Genomic DNA, 15,228 nt, shown 5'->3' with positions numbered 1-15,228 from the left:
ACTGGGGAGCCGAATCGATCGCCGCCCGACCCGAGGAGACCCCACGGCCGTGAGCACCGCACCCCCCACCGGCAGGAGAGGGCTCCTCGTCGGAACGCTGTTCGCGATCGCCGCCGCCGTCATCGTGCTCGACCAGGTCACCAAGCAGATCGCGATCGCGACGCTCGAGGGCCAGCCCTCGATCCCCGTGATCGGCGAGCTCGCCGGCTTCACCTTCTACCGCAACCCGGGAGCGGCGTTCGGGATGGGCGCGAACTCGACGTGGATCTTCGCCGTCATCGCGATCATCGTGCTCGTCGGGATCCTGTTCGCCAGTCGGCGGCTGGGCTCGCGCGCCTGGAGCTGCGGCCTCGGCCTCCTCCTCGGCGGTCTCACCGGCAACCTCCTCGACCGCCTGTTCCGGCCGCCGGGATTCTTCCACGGCGCCGTCGTCGACTTCATCGACCTCTCGCTCTTCATCTGCAACATCGCAGACATCGCGATCTCGGCTGCCGCCGTCGTCATCGTGCTCACCACCCTGCGCGGCATCGGCCTCGACGGCACGCTCGACACCGCCTCCGGTCCGGCCGCCGACGACCAGACGAAGGAGCAGGTGTGACCCAGCGTTCGATGTTCGTGCCCGAGGGCCTCGAGGGGGAGCGGGTCGACACCGCCCTGAGCCGGATGCTCGGGCTGTCGCGCTCCGCCGCCGCGGCGATCGCCGCCGCCGGTGACGTCCACGTCGACGGCACGGTCGTCGGGAAGTCCGAACGGGTGAGCGCCGGGGCCCGCATCGACGTCGTCATGCCGGAGCCGGCGAAACCGCTGGAGATCGTCGCCGAACCCGTCGAGGGGATGCGCGTGATCTACGACGACGATGCCTTCGTCGTCGTCGACAAGCCCGTCGGGGTCGCCGCCCACGCCGCCGCCGGCTGGAAGGGCCCGACGGTGGTCGGCGGGCTCGCGGCCGCCGGCTACGACATCGCCACCTCGGGCGCGGCCGAGCGGCAGGGGATCGTCCACCGCCTTGACGTCGGCACCTCGGGCGTCATGGTGGTCGCCAAGGGCGAGCACGCCTACTCGGTGCTCAAGCGGGCGTTCAAGGAGCGCACCGTGGCCAAGACCTACCACGCGCTCGTGCAGGGCCTGCCGGACCCGGTCGTCGGCACGATCGAGGCGCCGATCGGCCGGAACCCGCGCCGCGACGGGCTCTACGCCGTGCTCACCGACGGCAAGCACGCCGTCACCCACTACGAGGTCCTCGAGGCCTACCGCTCGGCGACTCTGCTCGAGGTCCGGCTCGAGACCGGCCGGACCCACCAGATCCGCGTCCACATGGCCGCCACCAAGCACCCCTGCGCCGGGGACCTGCCCTACGGCGCGGACCCCGTGCTCGCCGGCAAGCTCGGACTCGAGCGCCAGTGGCTGCACGCGGTGCGGCTCGGCTTCACCCATCCGGAGACCGGGGAGTTCGTCGAGTTCGAGAGCAGCTATCCCGAGGATCTGCAGACCGCGCTCGACCGCCTGCGCCGCGCCCAGGGCTGACGGGGCGCCCGTGGACCGGCTGTTCGCGATCGGCCTCGTCGTCGTCATCGGCGGTCTGTTCCTCGCCGCGGTCGCCGGCCTCGCGGTCCTCGGTGTGATGCTGCGCCGGCACCGCGAGCGGCGCCTCGACCCCGCCTTCGTCGGGGCGCCGGTGGCCCACGGCACCGTGACCGAGCAGACCTTCCGGGGGCGGATCAGCAACGAGGCATACGAGCACCTCATCGTCTACGACGTCCGGCTCCCCGACGGCCGCACGTTCCGCGGCTGGGAGATCAAGCACCTCGCCCGGTGGCAGAGATCACGATTCGCCCCCGGCACCGAGCACCCGGTCGCCTGGCGCCCGGGAACGGGCGACGAGGTGCGCGCGATCGTCCGCTGAACGGACCGCGCAGGGGAGTCGGGAGCACCCCCGTGTCCGTGATCGGCGGTACCCTGGGACGAGCACAATCCGAGGCCGGGAAGAGGGATCCGTGAGCAGCGACAGCTTCGTACATCTGCACGTGCACACCGAGTACTCGATGCTCGACGGAGCGGCCCGCGTGGGCGACCTCATGGCGGCGACCAAGGAGATGGGGATGCCCGCCATCGCCACCACCGACCACGGGTACCTGTTCGGCGCGTTCGACTTCTGGAGCCAGGCGACGAGCGCCGGGGTCAAGCCGATCATCGGCGTCGAGGCCTACGTCACCCCCGGGACGTCACGCGGGGACAAGACCCGCGTCAAGTGGCGGACCGACGAGAGCCAGCGCGGCGACGACGTGTCCGGCGGCGGCGCCTACACCCACATGACGTTGCTGGCGGAGAACAACACCGGCATGCAGAACCTGTTCCGGGCGTCCTCGGTGGCCTCGCTCGACTCCGCGTTCGGCAAGTGGCCCCGCCTCGACCGGGAGCTCATCGAGAACCACGCGAGCGGCCTCATCGCCACCACCGGGTGCCCCTCGAGCGAGGTGCAGACGCGCCTGCGCCTGGGCCAGTACGACGAGGCGCTGCGCGCGGCCTCGGAGTACAAGGACATCTTCGGCGCCGGCAACTACTACTGCGAGATCATGGACCACGGGCTGTCCATCGAGCGCCGGGTCATCAAGGACCTGCTGCGGCTGGCGAAGGAGCTCGATCTCCCGCTCGTCGCGACGAACGACCTCCACTACACGCACGAATCGGATGCGAAGGCGCACGAGGCGCTGCTCGCGATCCAGTCCGGCTCCAAGCTCATCGAGCCGACCTACGACCAGGGCGGCAGCCGCTTCGCGTTCTCCGGATCCGGCTACTACCTCAAGTCGCCGGCGGAGATGCGCGCCCTGTTCAAGGAGATGCCCGAGGCCTGCGACAACACCCTCGAGATCGCCGAGCGCTGCGCGGTGTCCTTCGACACCTCGGCGAACTACATGCCGAAGTTCCCCTGCCCGCCGGGCGAGGACGAGACCTCCTGGCTCATCAAGGAGGTCGACAAGGGCCTCCACTACCGGTATCCCGGCGGGATCCCCGACGAGGTGCGCAAACAGGCGGACTACGAGCTCGAGGTCATCATCTCGATGGGCTTCCCCGGCTACTTCCTCGTCGTCGCCGACTTCATCAACTGGTCGAAGGACAACGGCATCCGGGTGGGCCCGGGCCGCGGCTCCGGCGCCGGCTCGATGGTTGCCTACGCGATGCGCATCACCGACCTCGACCCGCTCGAGCACGGCCTGATCTTCGAGCGCTTCCTCAATCCCGAGCGCGTCTCCATGCCCGACTTCGACGTCGACTTCGATGATCGTCGCCGCGGCGAGGTCATCGAGTACGTCACCCGCAAGTACGGCAGCGAGTACGTCGCGATGATCGTGACCTACGGCACGATCAAGACCAAGCAGGCGCTCAAGGACTCCGCGCGCGTGCTCGGCAAGCCGTTCTCGCTGGGGGAGCGGCTCACCAAGGCGCTGCCGCCGCCGGTCATGGCCAAGGACATTCCGCTGGCCGACATCGAGGACCCGCAGGCCAAGCGCTACGGCGAGGCCGGGGAGTTCCGCGAGTTCGTCGCCTCCGACCCGGACGCGCAGGAGACCTTCGCCACCGCCAAGGGACTCGAGGGGCTCAAGCGGCAGTGGGGCGTGCACGCCGCGGGCGTCATCATGTCCTCGGAGCCGATCATCGACGTGATCCCGATCATGCGCCGCTTCCAGGACGGCCAGGTCATCACCCAGTTCGACTACCCCACGAGCGAGGGCCTGGGGCTCATCAAGATGGACTTCCTGGGCCTGCGCAACCTCACGATCATCTCCGACGCGATCGCGAACATCGAGCTCAACCGCGACTTCCACCTCGACCTCGAGCAGCTCGCGCTCGACGACGCGGAGTCCTACAAGCTGCTGGCCCGCGGCGACACGCTCGGGGTGTTCCAGCTTGACGGCGCCGGCCTGCAGGGGCTGCTGCGCCTCATGCAGCCGGACAACTTCGAGGACATCTCCGCGACCCTCGCGCTCTACCGGCCCGGCCCGATGGGCGCCCAGTCACACACGAACTACGCACTGCGCAAGAACGACCAGCAGCCGATCACGCCCATCCACCCCGAGCTCGAGGAGCCGCTGCGCGACATCCTCGACACGACCTACGGCCTCATCATCTACCAGGAGCAGGTGATGGCGATCGCGCAGAAGGTCGCGGGGTACTCGCTCGGCCAGGCCGACATCCTGCGCCGCGCGATGGGCAAGAAGAAGAAGTCCGAGCTCGATAAGCAGCAGGTCGGCTTCTTCGAGGGGATGAAGGAGCGTGGCTTCTCCGAGGCCGCGGCGCAGGCGCTGTGGGACATCCTGCTGCCGTTCTCCGACTACGCGTTCAACAAGGCCCACTCCGCGGCCTACGGCGTGATCTCCTACTGGACCGCCTACCTCAAGGCGCACTACCCGGCGGAGTACATGGCCGCCCTGCTGACCTCGGTCGGGGACAACAAGGACAAGCTCGCGATCTACCTCGGCGAGTGCCGCCGGATGCGGATCACCGTGCTGCCGCCGGACGTCAACGAATCCGCGCAGAACTTCACCCCGGTCGGCACCGACATCCGGTTCGGGATGGGCGCGGTGCGCAACGTCGGGGCGAACGTGGTCGACGGCATCGTCGAGGCGCGCCAGGACAAGGGCGCCTTCACCTCCTTCACCGACTTCCTCGACAAGGTGCCCAGCCACGTGTGCAACAAGCGCACGATCGAATCGCTCATCAAGTCCGGCGCGTTCGACTCGCTCGGGCACACCCGCCGCTCGCTCGTCGAGGTGCACGAGGAGGCCGTCGACTCCGTCATCGGCGTCAAGCGGCAGGAGGCCGCGGGCCAGTTCGACCTGTTCGCCGGGCTCGGCGGCGACGATGCGAGCGAGACGAGCTTCTCCGTCTCGATCCCCGACCGCCCGGAGTGGGAGAAGAAGGAGAAGCTCGCGTTCGAGCGGGAGATGATCGGCCTCTACGTCTCCGACCACCCGCTCAACGGGCTCGAGGGCGTCCTGCAGAGCGAGGCGGAGGCCTCGATCGCGGAGATCGTCGACCCGGAGAACACCCGGCCGGAGGGCTCCTCGGTGAAGGTGTGCGGGATGATCACGCAGGTGCAGCGCCGGGTGTCGAAGAACTCCGGCAAGCCCTACGGCATCGTCACCGTCGAGGACCTCGAGGCGAGCGTCGAGGTGATGTTCTTCGGCGACGTCTACGAGCCCGTGGCGACGCTGCTCGCGACCGACCTCGTCGTCACCGTGACGGGACGGATCCGGCGCTCCGACGACCGCCCGGCCTCCCTCATGGCGCAGTCGATGACGATCCCCGACGTCACCGACCCCGCGGACCGGGCGCTCCACATCACCATGCCGGTGCAGCGGTGCACCCCGGAGCTCGTCGAGCAGCTCGGGGAGATCCTGCGCGCAAACTCCGGGCCCACCGAGGTCCGGCTCAGCCTCACCCAGCCCGGCCGCAGCATCGTCATAAAGCTCGATGCGAGCGTGCGGGTGACCCCGGGGCCGAGCCTGTTCGGCGACCTCAAGGCGCTCCTCGGCGCCCAGTGCCTGCAGGTGTCCTCCCCGTCGATGTTCGGGTGAGCCGATCCAGCGCTGTGGGCTCGAGCGCGAACGGCGACCAGCCGGCTGCGAGTCGTAGACTGGGGTAGTGACCACTTCACCGATCAATCGCCTCGACCTCCGCGACTCCGCACTCGACCGCCGCACCCTGCGCGCCTCTGTCCCGCGGGCCCAGGTCGACCTGTCCGACGCAGTCGCCGCCGTCGGCCCGCTGCTCGCCGCCGTCCGCGAGCACGGCCGCTCCGCCGTCCTCGAGTACACCGAGCGCTTCGACCGGGTGGCGCTCGACACCGTGCGCGTGCCGGCCGCCGAGCTCACCCGCGCCGCCGCCGAGCTCGACCCGCGGATCCGCGCCGCGCTCGAGGAGACCATCCGTCGCACGCGCGCAGTCGCCGCCGCCGATGCCCGGCCCCCGGTGACGACGAGCTTCGACGGCGGCGGCACCGTGACCACCCGCTGGCTCCCGGTCGACCGGGTGGGCCTCTACGTGCCCGGCGGGCTCGCGGTGTACCCGTCCACCGTGGTGATGAACGTCGTGCCGGCGCAGGTCGCCGGTGTCGCCTCGCTCGCGATCGCCTCGCCGCCGCAGTCCACCGGGCTGCCGCACCCCACCGTCATGGCCGCGGCCGCGATGCTCGGGGTCGAGGAGGTGTGGGCGATGGGCGGCGCACAGGCCGTCGCCGCGTTCGCCCACGGGTTCGACGACGGCGAGGTGCTCGAACCGGTCGACCTCATCACCGGCCCGGGCAACGCCTTCGTCGCCGCCGCCAAGGCCAGCGTCCGCTCGGTGGTCGGGATCGACTCGGTGGCCGGTCCGACGGAGATCATCGTCCTCGCCGACGACACCGCCGACCCGCGCTTCGTCGCCGCCGACCTCATCAGCCAGGCCGAGCACGACCCGCAGGCGGCCTCCGTGCTCGTCACCGCCTCGGAGGCGCTGGCCGACGCGGTCGCCGCCGAGCTCGCCGCACAGGTGCCCGCCGCTGCCCACCGGGAGCGGATCGCCGAGGCGCTCGCCGGGCCGCAGTCGGGGATCGTGCTCGTGCGGGACCTCGATGCCGGCATCGCCGTGCTCAACGCCTACGCCGGGGAGCACGTGCAGCTCATGGTCGCCGAGCCCCGCGCCGTCGCGGAGCGTGTGACGAACGGGGGAGCGGTGTTCCTCGGCGACCACTCGCCGGTGGCGCTCGGCGACTACTGCGCCGGCTCCAACCACGTGCTGCCGACGATGGGGAACGCGGCCCACGCCTCCGCGCTCGGCATCCAGTCCTTCCTCAAGGGCAGCCAGGTCATCGACTACCCGGCCCCGGCGCTCGCCGCCGTCGCCGACCACATCGTCGCACTCGCCGCGGACGAGGATTTGCCCGCCCACGGCGCCGCGGTGAGCCTGCGCTTCGCCGCGGATGAGGAGAACTGATGCACTGCCCGTTCTGCCGCCACCCCGATTCCCGGGTCGTCGACTCCCGCACCTCGGAGGACGGCTCGTCGATCCGACGGCGCCGCCAGTGCCCCAACTGCATGCGGCGCTTCACCACGATGGAGCACACGAGCCTCGCGGTGATCAAGCGCTCCGGGGTGTCCGAGGAGTTCTCCCGGCAGAAGGTGATCTCCGGTGTGCGCAAGGCCTGCCAGGGCCGACCGGTGGGGGAGGACGACCTCGCGAAGCTCGCCCAGCGGGTCGAGGAGAAGATCCGCAGCCGCGGGATCGCGGAGATCGACGCCGACGAGGTGGGGCTGGCGATCCTCGAGCCGCTGCGCGAGCTCGACCAGGTGGCGTTCCTCCGCTTCGCGAGCGTGTACCAGGGCTTCGAGTCGCTCGAGGATTTCGAGGCCGCGATCGCCTCGCTGCGCGCCGAGCGCGATGCCGAACCCGCCGGGGCCGCTGCGGGGACCGCTCCCTCCGAGGTTCCTGAGCAGAACTCGTGAAATCGAGTTGTCGAATCCGAGTGTTCTCGGTATAGTATGAGTTCTGCGCGCTCAGGCGCGCCCGCCGCCGGCGGCATCGGAGGGGAAGCCGACGCCGTCGGCGGCCTCTATTCACCCACCCCCCAAACCTCAATTTCCGAAGGTTCCTGAGAGCGGATCCGCAATTTCGTGCAATCTCACGCTGCGGACGGGACAGCGATCCGGGTGACCGGGCAGGCCACGTACCCGCTCAGGTGACCCGGCAGGCCCCGTCCGCGGTCAGCGGGTGAGGTACGGGCTGAGCACGGACGGCTCCGCCCCGACGACGCGCAGCCGCGAGGTCGACCGGGTGAGGGCCACGTAGAGCTCGCCGATCCCCGTGGGATCACCGGCAGGGGCTATCGAGGCGGGCTCGACGATGATGACGCTGTCGAACTCGAGCCCCTTCGCCTCGTACGGGGTGAGCACCGCGACGGTGTGGTCGATGCCGGCGGGACCGAGTCCGAAGTCCACCCCGCCGTCCTGGGTCAGCGCGTGCTCGATGAGCTCCCCGTGCCCGGCCGTCGCGATCACCGCGACCCGCCCGCCGCCGAGCAGTGCGAGCTCCTCCCGGATCATGCCCGGCAGTCCCGCGCACACCGCGGCGACATCGCCGAGCACCTCGATCTGCGGCTCCCACGTGCCCTCGCGGGCAGGCGAGGGCACGGCGAGATCCGGGAAGTAATCGCGCAGCAGCCGGTTGGCGAGCACCATGATGCGCCCCGGCGTCCGGTACGACACGGTCAGCTGCTCGAGTGCGAAGCGGTCGCCGACGTGCGGCTGGAGCATCGAGGCCCAGGTGCGATCGGGATCGACTGAGCTCGCCTGCGCGAGGTCGCCCACCAGTGTCGCCGACTTGCTCGGCACCCGGCGGAACAGCAGTCGCAGCTGCATCGGGCTGAGCTCCTGCGCCTCGTCGACGACGAGGTGCCCGTAGGTCCATTCGCGGTCCTCGACGGCGCGCTCGGCGACGGTGAGATGCGGGTCGCGGGAGTCGTAGCGCTCGGCCAGATCCGCGGCGGAGACCATGCCCTGGGTGCCGGTCATCTCGATCACCGCCTCGGCGTACTCGGTGTCGGCCCGCGGGGCCGACGCGGACTCCGCCCAGCCGCCGATGAGCTCGGCGATCTCGTCGAGCAGCGGCACGTCATCGACCGTCGGCGAGGCGCCCTTGAACCGGCGCAGCAGCGCCATCTGCTCGTAGTCGAGCAGGCCGTGGGCGGCCGCGACGAGCTTGTGGGGCTTGGACAGCAGAGCGTCGAGGACGCCGAGCGGGGTGAGCGGCAGCCAGCACAGGTTGATCGCCACCCGCACATCCGCGGCGCCGCGCAGCTCTTCGAGGAGCTCGGGCATGCGCTCCTCGTCGGCGGAGATCCCCATGGAGTCGGCGAGCGCCGGAGCGAGCTGCCGGAGCACCTGGGAGACGAAGGTCGTGCGCGCCCGGTTGTGCGGGTACCCGGTGCGCCGTGCCCGTTCGCGGGCGGTGCGCACCATCTCCGGGGTCAGGGTGAGGGTGTGGCGCCCCACCTGCAATCGGCGCGGCTCCTGCGGGACCCGCTGATAGTTCTTCACCGCCCGGGCGATGACCTGCACCATCCGCAGATCGCCCTTGACGGCGGCCGCGGCGGGACGATCGCGGGCAGTGAGGTCGAAGCCGGGCATGAGCTGGCCCGGGGTCTGCAGCACCGCGCCGGTCTCCCCGAGGGACGGCAGCACCTGCTCGATGTACTTGAGGAACACCGGCGAGGGGCCGATGAGGAGGACGCCGGACTTCGCGATCCGCTCCCGGTGCTGGTAGAGGAGGTAGGCGGCGCGGTGCAGGGCGACCGCCGTCTTACCGGTGCCCGGCCCGCCCTGCACCACGACGACACCGGACAGCGGCTTGCGGATGATGGAGTCCTGCTCGGACTGGATGGTCGCGACGATGTCGCTCATCCGGCCCGTGCGATGGGCATCGAGGGCGGCGATGAGCGCGCCCTCGCCGTGGAGCGAGCGGATCTCGGCGTCGTCGAGCGCGTCGAGGTCGAGCACGTCGTCCTCGACGCCGATCACCGTGCGGCGGCGCGTGGCGATGTGCCGGCGGCGCACGATCGAGCCGGGCTCGGCCGCAGTGGCGCGGTAGAACGGCTCGCTGGCGGGGGCGCGCCAGTCCATGAGGAGCTGGCGGCGGTCGCTGTCGGAGATGCCGATCCGGCCGATGTAGGTCGTCTCCCCGGCCGCGGAGTCGATCCGACCGAAGCACAGACCCTCCTCGGCGTTGGTGAGCCGGATGAGCTGGTCCTCGTAGAGCGTGGCGAAGGCGTCGCGCTCCGAGCGGTTCTGGTGGTGCCCGCCCACATGGGAGCGGCGCACCGAGCCGAGCTTCCCCTGCGCCTCGGCCCGCAGCTCGTCGAGGCGCGCATATACCACGTCGAGGTTCTGCTGCTCGTGGTCGATCTCTGTCTGTTCGCTCACCGTCCACCTTTCCAATCGGCAATCAATTATGCCGGGTCGCCGGGGGTCGACGGTGTCGACGCGCTCGCATCGTGAGAAGAGTTCCTCGCCCGGACACCCCGTTGTCATGTCGCGTTCCAGGTGGGAGCCGGTGCCCGCGGGTTTCAGCCGGCCCGCGATCCATGGTCGATGAATGCGTCGAGCGCGTCCCCGCAGCGCACGGACGCCACGGCGGGGCCGCGGCGCATGGCCTTCGCGAGGCCCACGGCGTCGATCGGCTCCTGCGTCCCGGCGACGACGACGTTGCCGTAGCGCCGGCCCCGGAGCTGCCCGGGGTCGGCGACGAGCGCGAGGTGGGTGAAATGGCTGCGCATCTCGCCGAGCTCCGCGCGGAGCGCGGCGTGCGGGGGCCGGTCGGCGATGTTGGCGAGGTAGAGTCCGCCGGGGCCGAGGACCCGGGCGACCTCGGCGAAGAACTCCGGAGCGGCGAGTGCCGCCGGGGTGGTGTCGCCGGCGAAGGCATCGCGCACGACGAGGCCCACCGCGGAGTCGCGAAAGGTGGCGATCTCCTCGGCGCCGTCGCCGCACCGCAGTGCGAGCGCGGGGGAGCGGGGCAGGTCGAACCACTCCCGCACCTGCCGCACGAGCTCGGCGTCGATGTCGATCGCGGTCTGGCGCGAGCCGGGCCGGGAGGCATCGAGCCATCGCGGCAGGGCGCACCCCGCGGCGCCGATGTGCACGGCGCGCAGCGTCGTCCTCGGTGCGAAGACGGTGTCGACAACCCGGGACATCCAGTCGAGGTATTCGAAATCGAGGCGCAACGGGTCGCCGACGGTGATCGAGGAGCTCGGGACCCCGTTGACGAACAGCACCCACGAATCCGGCTCCCCGGGCACCGGCTCGAGACGCGCGATCCCGGTGGAGATCGGCACTTCGCGGGCCGCGGCGGCGTGTGCGGCGCGTTTCCTCCCCATGTCCTCCACCCTACGCGTCGCCCGATGTCACAGGGACGCGCCTCGTCAGGTCACAGGTGAGCGCGTCCGCAGGTCACAGACACGCGCGTCCGCAGGTCACAACCGGCCTGGCACGGCAGCGGATATCCACAGGCGGACACGCGGCATGGTGCCGCCGGCCCGCGCGGAGTGGACTGCACCCATGAGTGCATACACCGTCACCCGGCCCACCGACCTCGTCGGCATCGTCCCCCACATCCTGGGCTATACGCCCACGGACTCCCTCGTCCTCGTCACCGGCAGCCGCAGCGGCGACCGCGGCGAGGTCGGCCTCACCGTCCGCTTCGACTTCGGGTTCTCCGAGGCCGCGCACCTCGACGCCGAGGACCTCGCCGCCGTCGTCTCCACGCTCGAGCATGCCGAGGGCGCCGCGGCGGTCTTCCCGATCCTGTTCAGCGCCGAGGTGCCCACCGCGCTCGGTCTGCTCGGCGAACCGGAGAGCGAGCTCCTCGTCGACCATTTCCGACTCCCCGTGTTCCTCATCTGTGCCGCGCTCGCCGAGGCCGGGTACGAGGTCGCCGACCCGCTGTGGGCAGGCGGCGGCTTCTGCGGCAGCCTCGACGACCCCGAGGAGCTCTACGGCCGGGCGGAGACCACCGACACCGAGGTCGCGGTGCGCCTCATTGCCGACGGGCGCAGCCATGCCGAGGACTTCGCCGCGGCGACCGCCCACCCGGTCCCGCCGCCCGAGCTGCTCACCGGCGCCGCGCGGATCCGGGCGTCCGCCCCATCGGCGGCCGCCCGCTACGACGCGGCGCTCGCAGACCTCCGTGCGCTGCTCGACCTCGCCGAGGATCCGCGTGCGACGGTCGCCCAGGTGCCCGGGGTGCTGAGCCCGGGAGGGGTCGTCGGCATGGAACTCATGTGCGCCGAGCTGTGGAGCAGGGACTGCATCGAGATGATCCTCGGCTTCGACCACCCCGATTTCTCACCCGCCCGCATCGCGGCGCTGGAGCCGGGCACCTTCGCGGCCTGGGCGCGGCCGATCGCACGCTCGGCCGCAGCGGCGGAGTCGATGATCGGACTGTCCCCGGAGCGCCCGGACTTCGCGCGGACCGCGTACTCGGTCGCCTACCTCGACTGTCTGGTCCCGGCTGTGGACGAGGCGAGCCGTCCGGCCGTCCTCGCGATGCTCGCCTGGTTGGAATGGGGCCGAGCGCGCAACTCCTTCGCCGACCACTACGCCTGCCGGTCCCTCGCGCTCGACCCCGACTACACGCTCGCCGGGCTCGTCCACGGCGCGGTGACGCGAGGACTGCCGCCGCGCTGGATGGCCGCTTCGGGCCGCTGAGCGGACACGGGGGTCCGGAGCGGATCCGGGGATCGGCGTGTCCGCCGGCCCGGCGAGCCGCCGGCGAGGATTCGCCCGAGCCGGAATATCGTGCGAGAATGGGGTGTTGACCCAGTCGTACGACTGTGCAGGGCCTGTTCTGCGCCGACGTGCTTGACATGGGTCTTACTGATGCCTCCACGGCATCGGTGGTCCGCCGCCAGACTCCCCGAAAGGTGAACTCGTGCCGACAGACGAGAAGGATTCGAGCACAGCAGCCGAAACCACCGCACAGACTGCTCCTGCTAAGAAGTCCACTCGGTCGAGTTCCACGACCAAGCGTACTGCGTCCACCACAGCGAATAAGACCGCGGCAGCGAAATCGTCGACTGCCGCGAAGACGGCCACGGCGAAGAAGACGGCCGCAGAGTCCGGCGCGGGGGAGAAGACCACCGCGAAGTCCACGACGGCGAAGAAGCCCTCTGCGAAGACCACCGCTGCGAAGACGACGGCGGCGAAGAAGCCTGCTGCCAGGTCGACTGCGAAGAAGCCCGCTGCGGCAGCGACGGGAGACGAGAAGCCCACTGCTGCGAAGTCGACGGCCGCGAAGTCGTCGACTGCGAAGTCGACCCCGGCCAGGAAGTCGACGGCGGCGAAGAAGTCGACGGCCGCGAAGTCGACCCCGGTCGAGGACACCGCCGCTGAAGCCACCGAGGCGCCGGCCAAGAAGACCACGGCCCGTCGGGCACCTGCGAAGACGACGACGGCTGCGAAGAGCACGACCGCGAAGTCCACCGGCGCGAAGGGCACGACCGCGAAGTCCGCCGCGCAGTCGGAGGCGGACGAGCCGGCCGCAGCCGAGTCGCCCGCCAAGACCACGGCGAAGAAGACGACCGCGAAGAAGACGACCGCGCGCAAGCCTGCGGCGAAGAAGACCACCGCGAAGGCGACCGGTGCCGCAGCGAAGGCGACCGAGGAAGCCGTGCCCGAACCCGGTGCCGCCGAAGAGGTCGAGGCGGTCGTCGCCAAGGAGGAGACGGAGACCAAGAACTCCCAGGAGGAGAAGAAGAACGAGGCCGTCAAGGAGGCCGGAGGATTCGTCGTCTCCGACGCCGACGACGATGCCCCGGCCCAGCAGGTCGTCTCCGCCGGCGCCACCGCCGACCCCGTCAAGGACTACCTCAAGCAGATCGGCAAGGTCGCGCTGCTCAACGCCGCCGAGGAGGTCGACCTCGCCAAGCGGATCGAAGCCGGCATGTACGCCGAGCACCTCCTCGCCGAGGGCACCGTGACCGAGGCCCGCGACACCCGTGACTACAAGTGGATCATCCACGACGGGCGGATCGCCAAGAACCACCTCCTCGAGGCCAACCTGCGCCTCGTCGTATCGCTGGCCAAGCGCTACACGGGCCGCGGCATGCTGTTCCTCGACCTCATCCAGGAGGGCAACCTCGGCCTCATCCGCGCCGTGGAGAAGTTCGACTACACCAAGGGCTTCAAGTTCTCGACCTACGCCACCTGGTGGATCCGCCAGGCGATCACCCGTGCGATGGCCGACCAGGCGCGCACCATCCGCATCCCGGTGCACATGGTCGAGGTCATCAACAAGCTCGCCCGTGTGCAGCGCCAGATGCTCCAGGACCTCGGGCGCGAGCCCACCCCGGACGAGCTCGCCAAGGAGCTCGACATGACGCCCGAGCGCGTCGTCGAGGTGCAGAAGTACGGCCGCGAGCCGATCTCCCTGCACACCCCGCTCGGCGAGGACGGCGACTCCGAGTTCGGTGACCTCATCGAGGACTCCGAGGCCGTCGTGCCGGCGGACTCCGTGAGCTTCACCCTGCTCCAGGAGCAGCTCCACTCCGTGCTCGACACCCTCTCTGAGCGCGAGGCCGGAGTGGTCTCCATGCGGTTCGGGCTCAACGACGGGCAGCCGAAGACGCTGGACGAGATCGGCAAGGTCTACGGCGTCACGCGCGAGCGGATCCGGCAGATCGAGTCGAAGACGATGGCGAAGCTCCGCCACCCGTCCCGCTCCCAGGTGCTGCGCGACTACCTCGACTGATCCGGGCCGGCGCACGGGCAGGTCAGCCGACCCGTCGACCGCGCTCCCCGAAAGTGCAACGCGAACTGCTGCGGCGGCCGAACAGGGGCGACTAGCGCGGCTGGATGACGGTGAACGCGGCGTTCTGCGAGTCGATGAACCGGCCCACCCGGCCGTGGGTGGAATTGTGCGGGGCGGCGAGCCAGTCACCGCCGAGCTCACGCACCCGGCCGGCCACCGCATCGGCGTCCTCGACCTGGATGTAGGACTCCCAGTGCGCGGGGATCCCGACGTTCGAGGTGTCGAGGATCCCGCCGCGCGGGGTCCCCGTGTCGGGCAGTGCGAACGTCGAGTAGCGGAACTCGTCGGTGTCGCTCACCGGGCTGATCTCCCAGTCGAACACCGCGCGGTAGAACTCGTGCACCGCGGGATCCTTCGTGTGGAGCTCGAACCAGCAGGCGGCACCCGTGACGTCGACGCCGGTGAGGCCGCGGTCGTCCTCGTACTCGAGGACGCCGAACGCGGTACCCGCGGGGTCCGCGACGAGAGCGACGCCGGCGGTCCCGTCGAACTCCGGGATCGCCATCATCGCCTGCCCGCCTCCCGTGTCGACGCGGGCGAGGAAATCGGTGAGCTCGGCCACCCGGAAGTACACCGACCAGAACGCCGGCTGTCCGGCGGGGGCCTCGGCCGGCTGCGGGCTGATCCCCGCGACGACCCGGCCGTCGCGGACCGCCTTGACCCCGAAGCCCATCGGACCCGGCTCGGTGAACTCCCACCCGAACAGCGAACCGTAGAAGGTCCGTGCGCTCTCGACGTCGGGGGAGCTGAGCTCGACCCAGCAGGGATGATTCGGGGCGATCGTGGTGTCGGTCATGCCTCCAGTCTTCTGGCCCCGCCGGTGATCACCAAATCCCCGCCTTTGCTACGGCGCAGTGAGGAGGTCGGTCGGCCCCCGGAGAGCACACGGAA

At 70.5% G+C, this 15,228-nt stretch carries 11 protein-coding genes; 8 read left to right on the top strand and 3 right to left on the bottom strand.

Annotated elements, in window-relative coordinates; genetic code table 11:
- Positions 1 to 49 precede the first annotated feature (49 nt).
- From AB0I45_RS03070 to nrdR, 6 genes are all read left to right on the top strand, one after another.
- Entirely contained in the window at positions 50 to 598 is a 549-nt protein-coding gene (locus tag AB0I45_RS03070; RefSeq protein ID WP_265808740.1) for a signal peptidase II, read from the top strand.
- Positions 595 to 1,524: an RluA family pseudouridine synthase gene (locus AB0I45_RS03065; RefSeq protein ID WP_360316642.1), complete on the top strand. Its 930-nt coding sequence runs from the start codon at positions 595 to 597 to the stop codon at positions 1,522 to 1,524. Before AB0I45_RS03070 ends, AB0I45_RS03065 begins: the two co-directional genes overlap by 4 nt.
- A 10-nt stretch (positions 1,525 to 1,534) precedes the next feature.
- Positions 1,535 to 1,903 (top strand): hypothetical protein, encoded by a 369-nt coding sequence (locus AB0I45_RS03060; RefSeq protein WP_345031250.1) that lies wholly within the window; start codon positions 1,535 to 1,537, stop codon positions 1,901 to 1,903.
- Positions 1,904 to 1,994: 91 nt separating this feature from the next.
- Complete coding sequence (dnaE, locus tag AB0I45_RS03055; RefSeq protein ID WP_360316639.1) at positions 1,995 to 5,576, top strand: DNA polymerase III subunit alpha; 3,582 nt, start codon at positions 1,995 to 1,997, stop codon at positions 5,574 to 5,576.
- A 67-nt stretch (positions 5,577 to 5,643) separates the two neighbouring features.
- Positions 5,644 to 6,972 (top strand): histidinol dehydrogenase, encoded by a 1,329-nt coding sequence (gene hisD, locus AB0I45_RS03050; RefSeq protein ID WP_254668803.1) that lies wholly within the window; start codon positions 5,644 to 5,646, stop codon positions 6,970 to 6,972.
- On the top strand, positions 6,972 to 7,481 hold the full coding sequence (gene nrdR / locus AB0I45_RS03045; protein WP_137319944.1) for a transcriptional regulator NrdR: 510 nt from the start codon (positions 6,972 to 6,974) through the stop codon (positions 7,479 to 7,481). The genes hisD and nrdR overlap by 1 nt, the downstream gene beginning before the upstream one ends.
- Before the next feature lie 258 nt (positions 7,482 to 7,739).
- On the opposite strand, the gene AB0I45_RS03040 is transcribed toward nrdR, so the two are convergent.
- On the bottom strand, positions 7,740 to 9,953 hold the full coding sequence (locus AB0I45_RS03040; protein ID WP_137319943.1) for an ATP-binding domain-containing protein: 2,214 nt from the start codon (positions 9,951 to 9,953) through the stop codon (positions 7,740 to 7,742).
- 143 nt (positions 9,954 to 10,096) lie between these two features.
- A complete protein-coding gene (locus AB0I45_RS03035) occupies positions 10,097 to 10,906 on the bottom strand; it encodes a fused MFS/spermidine synthase (RefSeq protein WP_137319942.1) in 810 nt (269 codons plus the stop codon).
- A gap of 181 nt (positions 10,907 to 11,087) precedes the next feature.
- Here AB0I45_RS03035 and AB0I45_RS03030 point away from each other — a divergent pair, with 181 nt between their 5' ends.
- Positions 11,088 to 12,236, top strand: coding sequence for a DUF4192 family protein (locus AB0I45_RS03030; RefSeq protein WP_360316634.1), 1,149 nt, complete (start codon positions 11,088 to 11,090; stop codon positions 12,234 to 12,236).
- A 223-nt stretch (positions 12,237 to 12,459) separates the two neighbouring features.
- The gene (locus AB0I45_RS03025; RefSeq protein WP_360316631.1) at positions 12,460 to 14,277 is read left to right on the top strand and encodes an RNA polymerase sigma factor; all 1,818 of its coding nucleotides are present in this window, start codon (positions 12,460 to 12,462) and stop codon (positions 14,275 to 14,277) included.
- A gap of 91 nt (positions 14,278 to 14,368) precedes the next feature.
- Here AB0I45_RS03025 and AB0I45_RS03020 read toward each other — a convergent pair whose 3' ends face one another.
- Positions 14,369 to 15,133, bottom strand: a complete 765-nt coding sequence (locus AB0I45_RS03020; RefSeq protein WP_360316628.1) for a VOC family protein — start codon at positions 15,131 to 15,133, stop codon at positions 14,369 to 14,371.
- Positions 15,134 to 15,228 lie beyond the last annotated feature (95 nt).

It is taken from the genome of Brevibacterium sp. NPDC049920 (assembly GCF_040656435.1).
Taxonomy (GTDB): Bacteria; Actinomycetota; Actinomycetes; order Actinomycetales; family Brevibacteriaceae; genus Brevibacterium; species Brevibacterium pityocampae.
Note: the sequence above shows the minus strand (reverse complement) of the source record. Positions and strands in the feature narration are given on the sequence as shown.

Coding starts and splice junctions, on each gene's coding strand:
- AB0I45_RS03035 (WP_137319942.1), bottom strand. CDS start 10,906: ATGGGGAGGAAACGCGCCGCACACGCCGCCGCGGCCCGCGAAGTGCCG.
- nrdR (WP_137319944.1), top strand. CDS start 6,972: ATGCACTGCCCGTTCTGCCGCCACCCCGATTCCCGGGTCGTCGACTCC.
- AB0I45_RS03030 (WP_360316634.1), top strand. CDS start 11,088: ATGAGTGCATACACCGTCACCCGGCCCACCGACCTCGTCGGCATCGTC.
- AB0I45_RS03020 (WP_360316628.1), bottom strand. CDS start 15,133: ATGACCGACACCACGATCGCCCCGAATCATCCCTGCTGGGTCGAGCTC.